Source organism: Domibacillus mangrovi, assembly GCF_001906925.1.
In the GTDB taxonomy this organism is placed as follows: domain Bacteria; phylum Bacillota; class Bacilli; order Bacillales; family Domibacillaceae; genus Domibacillus; species Domibacillus mangrovi.
Genome location: NZ_MRWQ01000005.1, coordinates 142,151 through 159,906 on the forward strand (window position 1 = coordinate 142,151; position 17,756 = coordinate 159,906).

At 41.9% G+C, this 17,756-nt stretch carries 15 protein-coding genes and 1 pseudogene; all 16 read right to left on the minus strand.

What is annotated here, in order from left to right; translation table 11 throughout:
* Positions 1-541: 541 nt before the first annotated feature.
* Positions 542-3,454, minus strand: a pseudogene (locus BLL40_RS05840) (PolC-type DNA polymerase III); the annotation flags it as partial.
* Positions 3,455-3,510: 56 nt separating this feature from the next.
* Positions 3,511-5,220: a proline--tRNA ligase gene (locus tag BLL40_RS05845; protein WP_073710982.1), complete on the minus strand. Its 1,710-nt coding sequence runs from the start codon at positions 5,218-5,220 to the stop codon at positions 3,511-3,513.
* A 40-nt stretch (positions 5,221-5,260) separates the two neighbouring features.
* The gene (gene rseP, locus BLL40_RS05850; protein WP_073710983.1) at positions 5,261-6,517 is read right to left on the minus strand and encodes an RIP metalloprotease RseP; all 1,257 of its coding nucleotides are present in this window, start codon (positions 6,515-6,517) and stop codon (positions 5,261-5,263) included.
* 18 nt (positions 6,518-6,535) lie between these two features.
* Positions 6,536-7,681 (minus strand): 1-deoxy-D-xylulose-5-phosphate reductoisomerase, encoded by a 1,146-nt coding sequence (gene dxr / locus BLL40_RS05855; protein ID WP_073710984.1) that lies wholly within the window; start codon positions 7,679-7,681, stop codon positions 6,536-6,538.
* Positions 7,682-7,694: 13 nt separating this feature from the next.
* Entirely contained in the window at positions 7,695-8,483 is a 789-nt protein-coding gene (locus BLL40_RS05860) for a phosphatidate cytidylyltransferase (protein ID WP_073710985.1), read from the minus strand.
* Between the two features lie 25 nt (positions 8,484-8,508).
* A complete protein-coding gene (locus BLL40_RS05865; RefSeq protein WP_073710986.1) occupies positions 8,509-9,270 on the minus strand; it encodes an undecaprenyl pyrophosphate synthase in 762 nt (253 codons plus the stop codon).
* A gap of 125 nt (positions 9,271-9,395) precedes the next feature.
* The gene (gene frr, locus BLL40_RS05870; protein WP_425429401.1) at positions 9,396-9,917 is read right to left on the minus strand and encodes a ribosome recycling factor; all 522 of its coding nucleotides are present in this window, start codon (positions 9,915-9,917) and stop codon (positions 9,396-9,398) included.
* 38 nt (positions 9,918-9,955) lie between these two features.
* Positions 9,956-10,678: a UMP kinase gene (gene pyrH / locus BLL40_RS05875; RefSeq protein ID WP_073710988.1), complete on the minus strand. Its 723-nt coding sequence runs from the start codon at positions 10,676-10,678 to the stop codon at positions 9,956-9,958.
* Between the two features lie 90 nt (positions 10,679-10,768).
* Positions 10,769-11,650 (minus strand): translation elongation factor Ts, encoded by an 882-nt coding sequence (gene tsf / locus BLL40_RS05880; RefSeq protein ID WP_073710989.1) that lies wholly within the window; start codon positions 11,648-11,650, stop codon positions 10,769-10,771.
* A gap of 166 nt (positions 11,651-11,816) precedes the next feature.
* Positions 11,817-12,569 carry a 30S ribosomal protein S2 gene (gene rpsB / locus BLL40_RS05885; RefSeq protein ID WP_073710990.1) on the minus strand — a complete coding sequence of 251 codons (753 nt, stop codon included), beginning with the start codon at positions 12,567-12,569 and terminating at the stop codon, positions 11,817-11,819.
* 150 nt (positions 12,570-12,719) lie between these two features.
* Positions 12,720-13,196: a DUF6115 domain-containing protein gene (locus BLL40_RS05890; RefSeq protein ID WP_073710991.1), complete on the minus strand. Its 477-nt coding sequence runs from the start codon at positions 13,194-13,196 to the stop codon at positions 12,720-12,722.
* A gap of 36 nt (positions 13,197-13,232) precedes the next feature.
* Positions 13,233-13,997 (minus strand): FliA/WhiG family RNA polymerase sigma factor, encoded by a 765-nt coding sequence (locus tag BLL40_RS05895; RefSeq protein WP_073710992.1) that lies wholly within the window; start codon positions 13,995-13,997, stop codon positions 13,233-13,235.
* Positions 13,998-14,125: 128 nt separating this feature from the next.
* Positions 14,126-14,623, minus strand: coding sequence for a chemotaxis protein CheD (locus BLL40_RS05900; protein WP_083566348.1), 498 nt, complete (start codon positions 14,621-14,623; stop codon positions 14,126-14,128).
* Positions 14,616-15,257 (minus strand): chemotaxis protein CheC, encoded by a 642-nt coding sequence (locus tag BLL40_RS05905; RefSeq protein WP_073710993.1) that lies wholly within the window; start codon positions 15,255-15,257, stop codon positions 14,616-14,618. The genes BLL40_RS05900 and BLL40_RS05905 overlap by 8 nt, the downstream gene beginning before the upstream one ends.
* A gap of 12 nt (positions 15,258-15,269) precedes the next feature.
* Positions 15,270-15,707, minus strand: coding sequence for a chemotaxis protein CheW (locus BLL40_RS05910; protein ID WP_073710994.1), 438 nt, complete (start codon positions 15,705-15,707; stop codon positions 15,270-15,272).
* 15 nt (positions 15,708-15,722) lie between these two features.
* Entirely contained in the window at positions 15,723-17,750 is a 2,028-nt protein-coding gene (locus BLL40_RS05915; RefSeq protein WP_073710995.1) for a chemotaxis protein CheA, read from the minus strand.
* Positions 17,751-17,756: the final 6 nt, after the last annotated feature.

The window sequence follows — 17,756 nt, forward strand, 5'->3', positions numbered from 1 at the left end:
CTTCATTATACTTTAGTAGCTTTCTGAAGAAAGACTTTCAAGCGATGTGTAATCATCTCAAGTCTTCGGAGCTTCCCACGTTCCATTAACTCTATCTATCGCATAATTCCCTTAGGTTTCCTCTAAACTCCGTCTAGCTTAATGGCTCCTGTAAAGCCATATGGATTTTCATAACCTAACGTTTACTCATCCACACTAGAAAGTCCATTTTGGACCCCTATGCATTTCTACATAGTGACATTCACGAAGAGTCAGTCGAGGATTCGTCCAGATAGCTCTATCCATTCTAACCATAGGAATTTTATAGACACCCGACCTATCATTTACAACCTGTAAGGTCTTTCCTCACCATTAGGTGCTAGGGTAAACTTCAGCCGACTTTAGCGGGCTTCAAACGACTTCTGCTATTTACATTGCTTCCATCGCTTGCCGCAGATTCAGTGAGTGTGCTTCAGGGCGTTACTCCATCATTCCACACTTCAAGTTAACAGTTCTACTAGCCGAAGCTAGTGGCTAATCTTTTCAATTAGCAACGTGGCGCACTCAAATCAATGTCGGGTACTTTGTCTCCTTTAAAGCCGAGAAACGTTTCAAATGGAATATCATGCCCGTCCTTTTTATAAGGTATATGGCAATTTGGACAATCTTTATCTTCCAGATCAAAACCCGAACCGACAGAACCATCATCGAAAAACTCGGATTTTTTACATTGCGGACAAACGTAATGCGGCGGCAGCGGATTAACTTCGGTAATTTCTGTCATCGTGGCAACAAATGATGAGCCTACAGAACCACGGGAGCCTACGAGATAACCATCATCAAGTGATTTTTTTACAAGTTTATGTGAAATAAGATATATAACAGCAAACCCATGTCCAATAATACTTTTCAATTCTTTTTCAATACGCGCTTCTACAATTTCAGGCAGATCCTCGCCATAAATACTTCTCGCCTTCCCGTAACTCATTTCACGCATTTCTTCGTCTGCGCCTTCAATTTTTGGCGTAAACAAATCATCTTGAATCGGCTTGACCTCTTCAATTAAATCGGCAATTTTATTCGTATTATCAACGACAATTTCATGCGCTTTATCCGCACCGAGAAACGAGAATGCCTCTAACATCTCATCTGTCGTACGGAAATGAACGTCCGGCAATGTTTGGCGGTTAAGTGGATTCGCCCCGCCCATCGATGAAATTAAAATATGCCGATATACTTTATCTTCTTCATTTAAATAATGCACATTTCCTGTTGCAACAACTAATTTCTTCTGTTCATCTCCAAGCTGAATCATGTTTCCGATAATATCTTCAAGTCCTGCTTCGTTTTTTACAAGCTCCATTTCCACAAGCGGTGCATAAACAGCTTTTGGCTGCACCTCGAGGTAATCGTAAAATTCAGCTGCCTGACGCGCTGTATCCATCCCCTTTTGCATCATCGCTTCAAACACTTCACCCTTGTTACAACCTGAACCAACTAATAAACCATTCCGATGTTTTTGTAATACAGAACGCGGGATGCGCGGTACACGATAAAAATAATCAATGTGCGACTTAGAAACAAGCTTAAATAAGTTTTTTAATCCGTCCGCATTTTGCACTAAAATTGTGCAGTGGTAAGGACGTGCCCGTTTATATGCCCCGCCTTCCCCCATGTAATTATTAAATTCATTGTGACGTTTTATTCCTTTTGCGTCCGCATCTTTCAGTAGCTTTAATAAAATATAGCCTGTCGCTTCTGCATCATATATGGCCCGGTGATGCTGTGTTAATTCAACATCAAATTTTTTCGCCAATGTATTAAGTCGGTGATTTTTCATATCAGGATAAATAAGACGAGCGAGTTCGAGCGTATCAATAACCGGATTTCCTGTTCTGCCAATATTGTATTTTTCATAACCCGTTTGAATAAAGCCCATATCAAATGAAGCGTTATGCGCGACTAAAATCGAATCACCGCACCACTCTTTAAAATCACGTAATGCCTCGTCTACATCCGGTGCATCCCTCACCATTTCATCCGTAATGCCTGTTAGCTCAATCGTTGTCGCAGAAAGCGGATGATGTGGGTTCGCGAACCGCTCAAACCGATCAATAATGTCACCGTCTTTTATTTTAACAGCGGCCAACTCAATGATCGTATCGTATACAGCTGACAATCCCGTTGTTTCAACGTCAAAAACAACAAATGTATCGGTGGCAAGTTCTCGATCTGCATCTTCATACGCAATAGGTACACCATCATCAACGAGATTCGCTTCCATGCCATATAAAATTTTTACGCCATTTTTTTTCCCCGCGCTGTACGCTTCTGGAAACGACTGAACAACAGCATGATCCGTAATCGCAATCGCGGAATGTCCCCATTTTTTTGCTTGACTAACGAGCGCGCTGACCGATGTAACAGCATCCATCTGACTCATGGGCGAATGAAGATGAAGTTCTACCCGCTTCTTTTCTGCCGTATCTTCACGTGACGGTGAGCGAATTTCATTAATATCATTGGCAATCATGACAAGGTCGCGCACGAACGTATCATTTTGAACCGATCCTCTGACACGTACCCACATTCCTTTTTTGACACGATTAAAGATCGCTGCATCCTCTTTATCACGGGAAAACATTTTGATCATTAATGAATCCGTGTAATCTGTAATTTTAAACGTAAGCAGCGTACGGCCGCTACGCAATTCTTTCGTTTCTGCATCAAAAATATACCCTTCCGTCGCAATACGGCGTTCTTCATCGATAATTTCTTCAAGCCGTTTAAATTCACTATCCGGTTTAATGATATATCCAATCGTAACAGGACCGGAATCTTCTGCATCACCGGACTCCTGCTCTTTCATGCGATTTTGCATCTCAATAACAGCTTGTCTTGCCCGTTCCGTATCTTCTTTACGCTTTTCTTCGAGAAACTTTTCATATTCTTCATTTTGCTTGTTTTCTGTTATTTGCACGTCAAATGTAAGCGGTGGAAAGCCAAGACTTTCATATATGTCACAAAGGCGGCGCCCATATTTATTTTTCAGTGCCATCCCTTCCATTTCATTTTGCGTGCGAATAATTAATTTCGTTCCAGATACATCTGGCTGCTGCTCGTTTAACGCAGCGAGAATCGGCGGCGCAATACCATCCAACTGGCGAACACAATACGACCAGTAGTCCAATATATGCCCCGGCGTACAGGAACGGTTATTGATCTCAATCACAAACGTGACCGAAGCAATAGACGAAAATGTAGTTGAAAGCGCATCGGCAAAACGCATAAGAACACTACACGGAATAAGTTCCGGTGCCAAAAAAACGAAATGCCATTTTTTCTCTTGTTTATGTACCGTCAACTTTTTAATTTCAGTATCATCAAAATGACGCACAACTTCATCTTCCGTTAAGCGAAGTTGTTCAAGCAAAATTAAAAAGCGGCTCCGACCGTCCGATGATGATCCATTCATGGTCCTTCCTCCTTACGTATAAGAGGATGACCGGCATTTGCCGCTCATCCTCTTTTTTAAATCGTTCCTTGCAAGTCACGAATAACGTTGACTACATTTTCAACAGATGATTCAATAACGTCACCCGTTTTACGTACTTTAATTTCCACTATACCTTCTACCGCTTTTTTACCGACTGTGACACGTATGGGCAAGCCAATTAAGTCGCTGTCTGTGAATTTAACGCCTGCACGCTCGGTACGATCATCCATTAATACGCTGAAGTCTGACTGCCGTAGCCTTTCATAAAGTATGTTTGCTGCATTCACCTGAGCTTCATCTTTCACGTTAATCGGAATTAAATGTACATCAAATGGGGTAAGGTTAGCTGGCCAGACGAATCCGTTCTCATCGTTGAACTGCTCCGCAATCGCCGCTACAATACGCGAGACGCCAATGCCATAACAGCCCATAATCATCGGCTGTGTACGGCCATTTTCATCCAAGTATACAGCATTCATCGCTTCACTGTAACGTGTACCAAGTTTGAATATATGGCCGACTTCAATGCCCTTCGCAAATTGAATGGTTCCTTTTCCATCAGGTGATGGGTCGCCTTCCAAAATGAAACGAAGATCCGCAAATTCAGATACATGAAAATCACGTTCAATATTTGCATTCACGTAATGCCATCCGTCTTCATTTGCACCGCAGACAATGTTTGTAAGCGACTGAACAGCCTGATCAGCAATGATTTTGACATCTGCCGGCACACCTACTGGACCGAGTGAACCGAACGTTGCATCATCAAAAAGATGAGCCGCTTCCTGTTCCGTTGCCATTTCGACCGTTCCAGCGTTTAAGAAGTTTTTCAATTTAATATCATTAATTTCATGATCGCCACGTGCGAGTACGATGACTATTTCTTCGTCTACTTTAAAGACGAGTGTTTTCACACACTGTTCAGCCGGTACATTTAAAAAGGCCGCCAAAGATTCAATCGTCTTAGAATCCGGCGTTTCTACTTTTTCAAGTACTTTTTGCTCATCATTATTCTTCTTGTAAACCGTCACAACCGGTGCCATTTCAATATTTGCTGCATAGCTCGATGTATCAGAATACGCAATTGTGTCTTCACCGATCTCAGACAATACCATAAATTCGTGGGTATCTTTTCCACCCATAGCTCCTGAATCCGCAATAACAGCACGAAAATTCAACCCGCAGCGACGGAATATATTCGAATATGCTTCAAATAAACGATCATAGACTTCGTCCAGACTCTCCTGAGAAGAATGAAATGAATAGGCATCTTTCATAATGAATTCACGGCCGCGAAGCAAGCCAAAACGTGGCCGTTTTTCATCACGAAACTTTGTTTGGATTTGATAAAGTGTGAGCGGCAGGCGTTTATATGATTTCACTTCATCACGAACGAGAGTCGTAATGACTTCTTCATGTGTAGCGCCAAGTGCGAATTCACGTGAATGACGGTCTTTCAAACGCATCAATTCCGGTCCGTACGTTTGCCAACGGCCTGATTCCTGCCAGAGCTCTGCCTGCTGCAAGGCAGGCATTAATAATTCTACTGCTCCCGCATCGTCCATTTCTTCACGGACGATGTCTTCTACTTTGTGAAGCATTTTTTTACCGAGTGGCAGGTAGCTGTACACTCCGCTCGCATTTTGCCGGATAAAGCCGGCGCGGAGAAGGAGTTGATGACTTTTTACTTCGGCATCAGCCGGTACTTCTCTCATTGTTGGAATTAACGTTTTACTTTGCTTCATTCAATCGCACCTCGACTAGAAAAATTATTAGTTCTGTTTATTATAAAAAGAATCGCTGTATATCGTTCCATGTGACAACAATCATTAATAGCATTAAAAGCGCGAAACCAACAAAATGGATCATTCCCTCCATTTGACGGTCAACCGGCTTACCACGCACTGCTTCATAAAAGAAAAACAACAGTCTGCCTCCATCAAGAGCAGGCAGTGGAAGTAAATTCATAATACCTAGATTAATGCTTAAAACGCCCGCCCATTTTGCGAGATTCAAAATTCCTGATTGAGCAACGGTATCCGTAGACACGTATATGCCAACAGGTCCCGATAACATGTCAATCGTAAATTGACCTGTTACGATTGTACCTAGCAATTGAATAATCTGAATGGTCCAGGCATAAACATCTTTGGCTCCATAAACAAATGCTCCAAAAAACGACTTCTCAAACGGGGTGTATACACCAATCATCCCATACGTTTTGCCTTCTGCTTCTTGAGCTGATGGTGTAACAGGAATCGTCAGCTGTTCCTCACCTCGTTCAATATTAAATGCGAGCTCTTCTCCCGGACTTTTTTGAATAACAGTGACGATATCTTCCCATGACGACATTATTTCATTGTCAATCGATATAATACGGTCACCTTCTTGCAATCCTGCTTCCACTGCCGCGCCCCCCTCAATGACTTCCCCAAGCTGGGGCTCATTTGTCGGGATCCCTTGAATCATCGCTAGAACAACAAATATGATAAACGCAAGGATAAAATTAAACAATGGCCCTGCAAAAATAGCCATTGCGCGCTTAGGCAATGTTTTGGAATTAAACTGACGATCATACGGCGCAATTTGGGTGCTTAAATGATCTTCTGTCATTAACGCTTCACGGTGAACACGGAATGTTTTTAATTCATCCTCGCCCTCTTCATAGCCAGTGATGATCAGTTCGTGTTCAAGGTCCGCTTTTTCAATTTCGATCACACGCGCCTCTTTAAAGCGATCACGACCATTAACAATTAAATGAATGGCTTCATCTTGTTCATTAAATATAACGCCAATACGCTGTCCGGCTCTTAATTCGGTCATTTCCGGGTCTTCACCGGCCATTCGGACATATCCGCCGAGCGGCAGCAACCGGATCGTATAAACCGTTTCTCCCTTTTTATGAGCAAAAATTTTCGGTCCAAATCCAATCGCAAACTCACGGCATAATATGCCTGCTCGTTTAGCGAATATAAAATGGCCGAGCTCATGGAAGAAAACAAGTGATCCAAAGATAACGATAAACGCGATTACGGTATTCAAACGGTTCTAACCACCTTTTTATGATAAGAATGAGCGTACAAACGCTCTCCCTTCTGCATCGGTTTCGATAATCGCACCCAGCTCTGGTGACTCAATTGGGCTGTGCTGTTCCATTGCCCGTTCTACTACTTCTTCAATTTGCAAAAATGTAAGTTTGCTATCAAGAAAGGCCGCTACGGCTTCTTCATTCGCCGCATTCATCATTGCCGGCATCGTGCCTCCTATTTTTCCTGCTTCGTATGCAAGATGAAGCATCCTGTACCGGTTATAATCCGCTTTTTCAAAATGAAGTTTGCTAATGGAAGCAAGATCAAGCGGTGCTGTATCCGGCAGCGGAAAGCGATCCGGCCATGTCAATGCGTATTGAATCGGTACACGCATATCTGGTGAACCGAGCTGCGCCATAACAGAACGGTCGTGAAACTCAACCATCGAATGAATAATGCTTTCTCGATGTAAAATAACATCTATTTGATCATATGGCAAGTTAAAAAGCCAGTGCGCTTCAATCACTTCAAGTCCTTTGTTCATCATCGTCGCAGAATCAACGGTAATTTTAGCACCCATTGACCAGTTTGGATGATTCAATGTTTCCTCAACTGTCACGTTTACAAGTTCTTCTCTTTTTTTATCACGAAAACTTCCACCTGATGCTGTTAAAATGAGACGACTTACGTTTTTTTCATGTTCTCCCTGCATACATTGAAAAATCGCTGAATGCTCACTATCGACCGGCAATAGCTTAACACCCGCTTTTTTTGCAGCTTCCGTCACAATATGCCCGGCTGTCACAAGCGTTTCTTTATTCGCAATTGCAATTGTTTTCCCTGACTCAATCGCCTTTAACGTCGGCTGTAAGCCCACACTGCCGAGAACGGCATTTACAAGCGTATCTGCTTTTTCATCGACCGCTGCCGCTTCAAGCCCCTCTTCTCCATGCAAAACACTAATATGAGGATACTCTATCTTCAACCGGTTTGCTTCATCTTTCTCGAGAACAGATACGAGATCAGGCTTAAATTCATTGATAATCTGCCGTACTACATCTATGTTTTTTCCAGCGGAAAAAGAAGATAATCTGAACCTTTCCGGGTGTTTTCTAATAATATCAAGCGTTTGTAAACCTATCGAGCCTGTAGCTCCTAGCAGACTTATCGTTTTCAAAAAATCATCCCCCTTACAGCAATTGAAGTATATGTAAAAGCGGAAATACGAACAGCCAGCTGTCTGTCCGATCTAATATTCCTCCATGGCCCGGAAGTAATGTACCCGAATCTTTCACACCATAATGGCGTTTCATAGCCGATTCAGCAAGGTCACCAATTTGTCCTGCAACCGATAATAATGCCGTTGCCATCAGTACCCATAATGGATTTGCCTCAAATTCGACAAAAAATAAAAGAATAATGGCCACCAAAACAGCGGAGCCAATCCCGCCATAAAAACCTGCTACTGTTTTATTCGGGCTAATTTCGGGCCATAACTTCCGTTTGCCGATCGAACGTCCAACAAAATAAGCACCGGTATCTGTTGCCCATGTAATGAGTAATGCGAAAAAGACGAATAGAACACCCGCTTCTCTCGTTTCAATCACATATGAAAATCCGAAGCCTATATAAAGTGGAGTCAGAACGCAAAAAGCCGCCTCATCAAATGTAAATCGATTTTTCGTTACGACTGTATACACTAAGAAAAGTAATACAAAAACAAGTAATAATTCCAACTTCCCGTATCCCGCATTCTGCCATTTATCCGCAACAGCCCCTGGCATGATTAACATGAATGAAAGCATGACAGATAAAAGCGCGGGCAGCGAAATAGCCGGAACGCCTTTCATTCTTAACGCTTCGACTACCGCAGTGGCACTCATCATATAAACAAGTATGACAAACGGCCACCCGCCATACGTAACAATTGGTAAAAATAGAGCCGCTGCAATGACGCCCGTTACAATTCGTTGTTTCATAATTCTTTATCCTCCAGCTTGTTCTTCACGACAACCCTCCGAAGCGCCGTGACCTTTTTTGAAAAACAGCCACTGCTTCAAGAAGATCTTCTTCTGAAAAATCAGGCCATAATACGTCTGTAAAGAAAAATTCAGTGTAAGCAAGTTGCCACAGCATAAAATTGCTCAGACGATGTTCACCGCTTGTACGAATGAGTAAATCAGGCTCCGGTAAATGACTGGTCATTAAGTATTGAGAAATCGTTTCATCTGTCACATCACTTTTTTCAAGCACACCCGATTGTATATCATTCATTATCGCCTGTACAGCGTTGACGATCTCTGAGCGGCTGCCATAATTTAAAGCAAAATTTAAAATAAGCCCATCATTGCCAGCCGTTCTATCCATTGCATTTTGAACAGCCCGTTTCGTATGAACAGGCAACTTCTCTATATCGCCAATCATTTCAACACGAACATTTTCTTCTATTAATTCCGGCAAAAAAGTAGATAGAAATTCTTCCGGCAATTTCATTAAGAAATCAACTTCCACTTTGGGACGTTTCCAATTCTCTGTCGAAAATGCATAGAGCGTCAACACCTTTACCCCCATCCGATTGGCACTGCGGGTAATTTTCCGTACGGTTTTCATGCCTTCATTATGTCCAGCAATACGCGGTAAAGCCCTTTTTTTTGCCCACCGGCCATTTCCATCCATAATGATGGCAATATGTTCAGGCACATTTTCTTCTGAATTGGCTGTTTGACCTGTTTGTTTTGATTGCCAAAACCACGGTTTATGTCCCATAAAAGATCCTCCACATCGCTTCTTTCCTATACATTTTACCATATAAGTCGATTTCATAGTAAATAGAGCGATAAATTCCAAAAAAGAACCCTCTTGCATAAGAAGAGGGTTTGCTAATTAACATATTACACTTCCATAATCTCTAGTTCTTTATCTTTAGCAATTTCATCGACTTTGCGAATATAATCATCCGTCTGTTTTTGAACGTCTTCTGCATAACCGCGAAGATCGTCTTCTGTTATATCACCGTTTTTTTCACTTTTCTTCAAGTCATCGTTTGCATCACGGCGTATATTACGTATCCCCACTTTCGCTTCTTCTGCTTCTTTCTTTACGAGCTTCGCCAGTTCTTTCCGACGCTCTTCTGTCAAAGCCGGGAAGTTTAAACGAATGACCGCTCCATCATTCGACGGATTTAAGCCAAGATCAGATTTCAAAAGTGCCTTTTCAATATCACCTAATGATGTTTTATCATACGGTTGAATCACTAATAGACGCGCTTCTGGAATGTTAATAGAAGCGAGCTGATTAACGGGTGTCGGTGCTCCATAATAATCAATTGTGATACGGTCTAACACATTCGCACTTGCACGTCCCGCACGGATTGATGCAAGTTCACGTGTAAATGCTTGAATTGCTTTATCCATTCTCTCTTTTGTCTGGTTAATAATTTGTTGTGCCAAGATTATTTCCCCCTTACGATTGTTCCGATATTTTCACCCATAATCACGCGTTTAATATTCCCTTTTTCTATAACCGAGAAAACAATAAGTGGAATATCATTATCCATACATAATGAAGAAGCTGTTGAATCCATGACCGCCAGTCCTTCTTTAATGACATCAAGATAGGACAATTCCACATATTTCACTGCATCTTTGTCCAATTTTGGATCTGCACTATATACGCCGTCTACATTATTTTTCGCCATCAAAATAACTTCTGCTTCAATTTCAGCAGCGCGTAACGCAGCTGTTGTATCTGTTGAAAAGTATGGATTTCCTGTGCCTGCAGCAAAAATAACGACACGTCCTTTTTCGAGATGGCGAATCGCCCGTCTACGAATATATGGCTCCGCTATTTGACGCATTTCGATGGATGTTTGCACACGTGTTTCAATGCCTTGCTGTTCAAGACTATCCTGCAATGCCATCGAGTTCATGACTGTTGCCAGCATCCCCATGTAATCGGCTGTGGCACGATCCATGCCCATTTCACTACCGATCTTCCCTCTCCATATGTTTCCGCCACCAACGACGACTGCCACTTCTACGCCCAGTTCACTTACTTCCTTTACTTGTTCAGCAACTGATTGAATGACTGCAGGGTTAATACCAAAACCTGCTTCTCCTGCTAATGCTTCACCACTTAATTTTAATACAACGCGTTTATATTTAGGCTGGCTCATGTAGACCTCCATCTGTAATGTACATGAAATCCCTCACCAGATCGGCAAGGGATTTCACTTATTCCATTCCGTCCGACGGAAAAAGAATCGTTATTTTTTCACTTGGTTCATAACTTCTTCAGCAAAATTTTCTTGACGTTTCTCAAGACCTTCACCAACTTCATAGCGAGTGAATTCTGTTAATGTTGCGCCTTTAGATTCAAGGAATTGACGTACTTTTTGATCTGGATCTTTAACAAATCCTTGGTCCAAGATGCACACTTCTTCAAAGAATTTCCCAAGGCGGCCTTCCACCATTTTAGCAACGATTTTTTCAGGCTTTCCTTCGTTAAGCGCTTGTTCCGTCAATACTTTACGCTCACGTGCTACCTCTTCTTCAGACACTTGATCGCGTGAAACATATTTCGGATTCAATGCTGCTGCATGCATTGCAACATCTTTCGCTGCTGCTGCGTCAGTTGTTCCTTCAAGGACAGCAAGAACACCAATACGTCCGCCCATATGCAAGTATTCACCAAATGCAGCATTCTCGCCTTTTGTGCGGATTTCAAAGCGGCGAAGGGATAGTCTTTCACCGATTTTAGAAATGGCTTCGTTAACATACACATCAACCGTTTTGCCATTTTTCATTGTTTGCGCAAGCGCCTCTTCAACAGTAGCTGGCTTGTTGGCAAGAAGATGTTCTGCAATTTCCTTCACAAGAACTTGAAAGTTTTCGTTTTTCGCAACGAAATCTGTTTCAGCGTTCACTTCAAGAATAACCGCTGTGTCGCCTTCACTTGTAATATAAGTTGTTCCTTCAGCAGCGATTCGATCTGATTTCTTCGCCGCTTTTGCAATACCTTTTTCACGCAGGAAGTCAACTGCTTGATCCATGTTACCTTCTGTTTCAACCAATGCTTTTTTGCAGTCCATCATACCTGCGCCTGTTTTTTCACGAAGCTCTTTTACCATTTGTGCAGTAATAGCCATTATAGTTCCTCCTTCAATCAATATGTAGAGTGTGACCCGCAATGTGAATCATGAAAGCGTTGCGACAGGACGCCGCACTTTTCGCTCTCGAATGAACCTTGTTTCTTGATTGTCTAGTTTCAAAAAAAGATGATAAGGGTATCCCTCTTATCACCTTTTTTGTTCATTACTCAGCTGCAGCTTCTGCTGTTTCAACTTGTTGTACTTCTTCTACAGCAACAACTTCTGCGATTTCTTCCCCTTGCTTCGCTTCAAGAACAGCGTCAGCCATTTTACCAGTCAAAAGTTTTACGGCGCGGATTGCATCATCATTTGCAGGGATGACATAATCGATTTCATCTGGATCGCAGTTTGTATCAACAATCCCCACGATTGGAATATGCAATTTACGTGCTTCTGCAACTGCAATACGCTCTTTACGCGGATCGATGATGAAAAGGGCATCTGGGAGACCTTTCATATCGCGAATACCGCCAAGGAATTTTTGAAGGCGTTCATGTTCTTTTTTAAGTTTAACAACTTCTTTTTTCGGAAGTACGTCAAATGTACCATCTTCTTGCATTTTTTCGATGTTTTTTAAACGTTGAACACGTTTTTGGATTGTAGAGAAGTTTGTAAGTGTACCGCCCAACCAGCGTTGGTTTACATAGTACATACCTGAACGTTCTGCTTCTTCTTTCACAGAATCTTGTGCTTGTTTTTTCGTCCCAACAAACAATACTTTACCACCGTCGCCGGCAACTTCTCTTACAAATTTATACGCTTCTTCCACTTTACGAACTGTTTTTTGAAGATCAATGATATAGATCCCGTTACGTTCCTGGAAGATGTATTTTTTCATTTTAGGGTTCCAGCGGCGAGTTTGATGGCCAAAGTGAACACCAGCTTCAAGCAATTGTTTCATAGAGATTACTGACATGTTTGTTTCCTCCTGTTTGGTTAGATTTCCTCCGCCTTTATCCTATTCAGACAAATTCCGTCACGGACGGCACCGTCTGCCTGAATCAAAAGACGTGTGTATTAACACCGTTAGTTACTATACCATAACACTTCGCGCCCCGCAACCATTTTATTGCGGCCGATAAAATTTTAAGCCGATCTGAACTTCTGTAACGCCTATTTTTAATTCGCGTGCAATCTCTTCTTCAGAGAATCCTTGTTTTTTCAATTCCATCATCCGTTCTGACGCAGATTGTTCTTTTACCGGCTTTTTTGGCTCTTTTTTCACGCTTGAATATGCTTTAGCCACGGATGCCCGTGGGATGATCGGTGGAAGCACAAGCAGATCATCCTGTGGCGCTTCATTCAGGATTGGTACCGGCTTTTTGCGCTCCGCTTCTTTTTTTGACAACTGTTTGATCAACTGCTCATTTTCTTCTTTTAATTCCATTAAAAATGCTGACATCATCTCTTCTGTTTCCGCAGCCGTTTGTATCATTTTCTTTTCTGTCTGCTTCATATTATTTTGCCGTTGAAATAATAAGATAAGTGCAAACAAACTGACCCCATGCATTAGAAAGGATGTCGTGATTAAAATTGTTATCATACGCGCTCCTTGACCAATTTCATCCAAATTGAATGATTACTTTTTCTTCACAAGCTGCTGTTTTAATTTAAATAATGCTTTTGAATGAATTTGTGAAATGCGAGACGTCGACAATTCGAGAATCTCACCAATTTCTGTCAGTGTTAACTCTTCTTTATAAAAAAGGGCAATGACGAGTTGCTCTTTATCTGTCAGCTTTTCAATTTGAACAGCTAACTCATTCATTTGTTCTTGCTTTACGAGCTCTTCCTCTGGTGAGATTTTCCGGTCATCTTTCAATGCAACCCCCGGTCCATCCGGCTGATCTAGTTCATTCACCTGCTCGTCTATCGATAAAATGTGTGAAAAAAAGTGTTCAGCGATCGTATCTTGTACTTCACCCGTTGTTACACCAAGTTCTTCTGCTACTTCTTCTGCTGTCACTGCCCGCAAATAGCGTTGTTCAAGCATAGATGTGGCTGCTTCAATTTTTTTCGATTTTTCCCGGGCAGACCTAGGAAGCCAGTCCTCTTTCCGCAAACCGTCTAAAATCGCACCCCGTATTCGAAACGATGCATATGTATCAAACTTCAAATCACGTGAGGGCTCAAATTTTAAAAGTGCATCATATAAACCCGATAAACCAAAACTTGTCACTTCTTCTCTACTCACTGCTTTTGGAAGTGTTGAAGCAATTCTCCTGCTATGAAATGTTACAAGAGGTAAATAACGGGCCACGAGCGCATCTCCATCATCTGGATGTTTATCTCTTTTCCACCTTTCCCACAAATCTTGCTCTTCGTACGGCGTTAATTTCGTCATTTCATCCCCCCATCAACGGACATCATCCGGTACGAATTATTTCTTTCATTAATAATAGTTTAAAGAAAAGTCATGTATTTGCCAACATTATGCACAAAAAAGCAGCGGTCTTATGTCCGCTGCTTTGCCTACAACTGCTGTTCGCCTTTATTGACCGACCGAATATGTAGAATAGATGTTAATGGATCAAATTCAATCGTTCGTCCGCTGTTTCCACCAACATCCTCGGCAAGAATCGGAATACGGGCGATTTTCAACTGTTGTTTGACTGCCTCAACATTCCGTGGGCCGATCTTCATCAAATCAGAACCGGACTTATACTGAAACATTTGCGCACCGCCTGCGATCTTTGCTTTTAAGCGAAATGAGCGTGCACCGCTTTGTGTTAACTCTTTTATGATCGCCGGCACACCCGTATCCGCAAACTTCGCCTCGTTTTTCGCACCTGATTTCGCAAGGCTGGAGTCCGGTAGCATGACATGAACCATTCCTGCAATTCGAGCTATTTCATCATATATAACAACTCCGACACAAGAACCAAGCCCCGACGTACGTATCGTTTCTGGCGCTTGAACGACATTCATATCGGCAATTCCTACTTTGACAACATCACGCACGTTATTCACTGTATCCAGCTCCGAGTGCCTCGAATATAGTCGGAAATGATTCGGGAGATAACAGTAAAAAGAAATGTCCTTTCACGGTTTCCACATTGTCATCTTCAAGCTCGGTTAATACGGTGTCGATCACAATGGCATAGTCGCTGTATTGTGAAATTTCAAGCAGACCGTAACTAATGATCGCACCGAACATATCGATGGCAAGTTCCGGTACCGACGGCTGCAGTTTTAAGTGCGTAAAATCGCTCAGCGCAGATAAATAAGATCCGGATAATATATTCCCCATTTCCTGCATGGCTGAAAAACCAATATGCTGTGCTTCGCGATTTTGAAATGTAAATAGATGATCTGACATTAACTTACGAATAAAGCGGTCTGCTTCTGCGACTGTGAGTATAAAAAACATGTTCCCACCCGCTTCTCCTTCAATTCGAAGGCTGACACTGACCACTTCTTTTTCAGATCCGCCGGTTAATTCCATCATTTCTGAAAAAGGCATAATGCGTACACTCGGTACTTTCATATCAATTCTTCTATTTAAGAGAATAGACAGCGACGTTGCTGCATGACCTGCTCCTATATTGCCAACTTCCTTTAAAATATCGAGATGGATGGGCTGAATATTATCAATGTAGTTCATCACGAACCGCCTTTATTTAAAGATCTTTTCAAGACTAAGCATAATGAGCAGCCTTTTTCCCAATTTAGCAACTCCTGTAATATATTCATCACCCATGGACCCTACAACTTCGGGTTGTGGCTCAATCGCATCAAGAGGGATGTCAAGTACGTCATTTGCTCCATCCACAATAAGACCGACTTCTGTATCGTCGAGCGCCGCAATAATAATGCGCGTTGTGTCATCGTATTTTTCGTCTGTCAAGCCGAATCGGCTGCGTAAATCGATAATGGGTGTCACAACGCCACGCAAATTGATCACGCCTTTTACAAATGGCACAGTGCCGGGCACACGCGTAATGTGCATTAATTTTTCGATGGAGTAGACTTGATGAACAGGCAAAGCATACTCTTTATCTACTAATTGAAAAGCAATGACTTTCACAGCGCTTGGAGCACTTGTCTCACTCATAGCCCTACCTCCTTCTTATTTAATAAGCGCATTACAGTCTACAATAAGCGCCACTTGTCCGTCACCTAATATCGTTGCTCCTGAAATAGCAAATACATTCGTTAAATAGTTACCGAGTGATTTCAAGACGACTTCTTTCTGACCGATAAAGGAATCAACGACGAGACCGGCCATTTTTTCACCCTTTCTAACAATAACGATCGAATAGAAACGATCATTATCATCTTGACGTGGAACAGAGAAAATATTTTCAAGGAATAGAAGTGGAACGACTTTGCCGCGAAAATCAATGACTTGCTGGTTGTGGGCATTCAACACCTCGTCCTTCTTGACAATCGCCGTTTCAATAATAGAGGAAAGCGGGATCGCATATTTTTCTTTCTCCACTTCTACAAGCATGACGGAAATGATCGATAGTGTTAACGGCAATTGAATGGAGAAAATTGACCCTGACCCTTCAACCGAATCAATTGTAATCGAGCCACCGAGTGATTCAATCGTTGTTTTGACAACATCAAGACCGACACCGCGCCCCGATAAATCAGAGACACTATCCGCTGTTGAAAAGCCAGATGCTAGTATAAGTTCATAAATTTGGCGGTCACTCAGTGTAAGCACCTGTTCCTCTGTGACAATTCCTTTATCCAATGCTTTTCTTAATACTTTATCTTTATTAATACCTGCTCCATCATCTTCAATTTCGATAAAGACATGATTTCCGCTATGGTATGCTTTTAGTTTTACTGTGCCTTCAGCTGATTTTCCTTTTGCAACACGGTCTGCTGGCATTTCAATACCATGATCCATCGCGTTGCGGATTAAATGAACGAGCGGATCGCCAATTTCATCAATTACCGTCCGGTCAAGCTCGGTTTCTGCACCGATAATTTCGAGGTTTACTTGCTTGTTTAAATCCCTCGTCAACTGGCGGACCATTTTTGGAAAGCGGTTAAAGACTGTTTCGACTGGTACCATACGCATATTCAAAATAATCGTTTGCAAATCACCTGAAATGCGTGACATATGCTCAACTGTTTCATTTAATTCGGAATGGTTCAGTTCGCTTGAGATCGACTCAAGACGGCCGCGATCAATGACAAGCTCTTCAAATAAATTCATTAAAATGTCAAGACGCTCAATGTTAACACGAATTGTCTTATTCGTTACAGCATGCTTTGTCTCTTTAACGTCGTCCATTTTCTTTACCGTTGGTTTTGTTTCTTGTTTCACGTCCATTTGTTTCTGCTCTTGCGCAGGAGCAGCTTCTTCCTGATGTGGCCCATTCATACTCAAATTTGCGACTTCTATGACGGTCACTTGATCAACTTCCGATACTTTTTTTACTTTGTCTTCAATATCTTCTGCCGGTTCTTGCGTAATAAGCGTAACCGTGAAGTATTCATCAAATTTTTCTTCTTCCAATTTTTCAGTAGGAGGAACTGATTTAATCACCTCACCACATTTTTCAAGCACTTCAAATATCATGAACACGCGAGCTGCTTTTAACACGCAATCAGCACGTAAAAAGATTGCGACTTCATAACATGTAAAGCCCTGTTCTTTAGACTGTTCGATGACAGTACGCTCAAATTCATCGTATTGAAGATCTGATTTTAGTGATACAGAAGGCTCTTCTCTTGTTACTACAGGTGGCAAAAGCGTTTCACCCTGTTCAATTTCCAGCAGTTTCGTAACGATTTCAGTTACATCCCGCTTCCCATCACCGCCAGAAGAAATATCGTTTACCATCGCTTCAAGATCATCAACAGAAGAAAAGACAATATCCATAATTTCTAGTGTAACAGCAATTTTATGATTGCGAATCGCATCGAGTACATTTTCCATTTTATGTGTCAAATCAGCGAGATCTTCATACCCCATTGTAGCTGACATTCCTTTTAATGTATGGGCAGATCGAAAGACTTCATTGACAATCCCAATATTCCCAGGATCTTTTTCTAGCCCTAATAAATGCTCATTCATTGCTTGTAAATGTTCTTTACTTTCTTCAATGAAAATTTCCAAATACTGATTCGTATCCACTCGTCT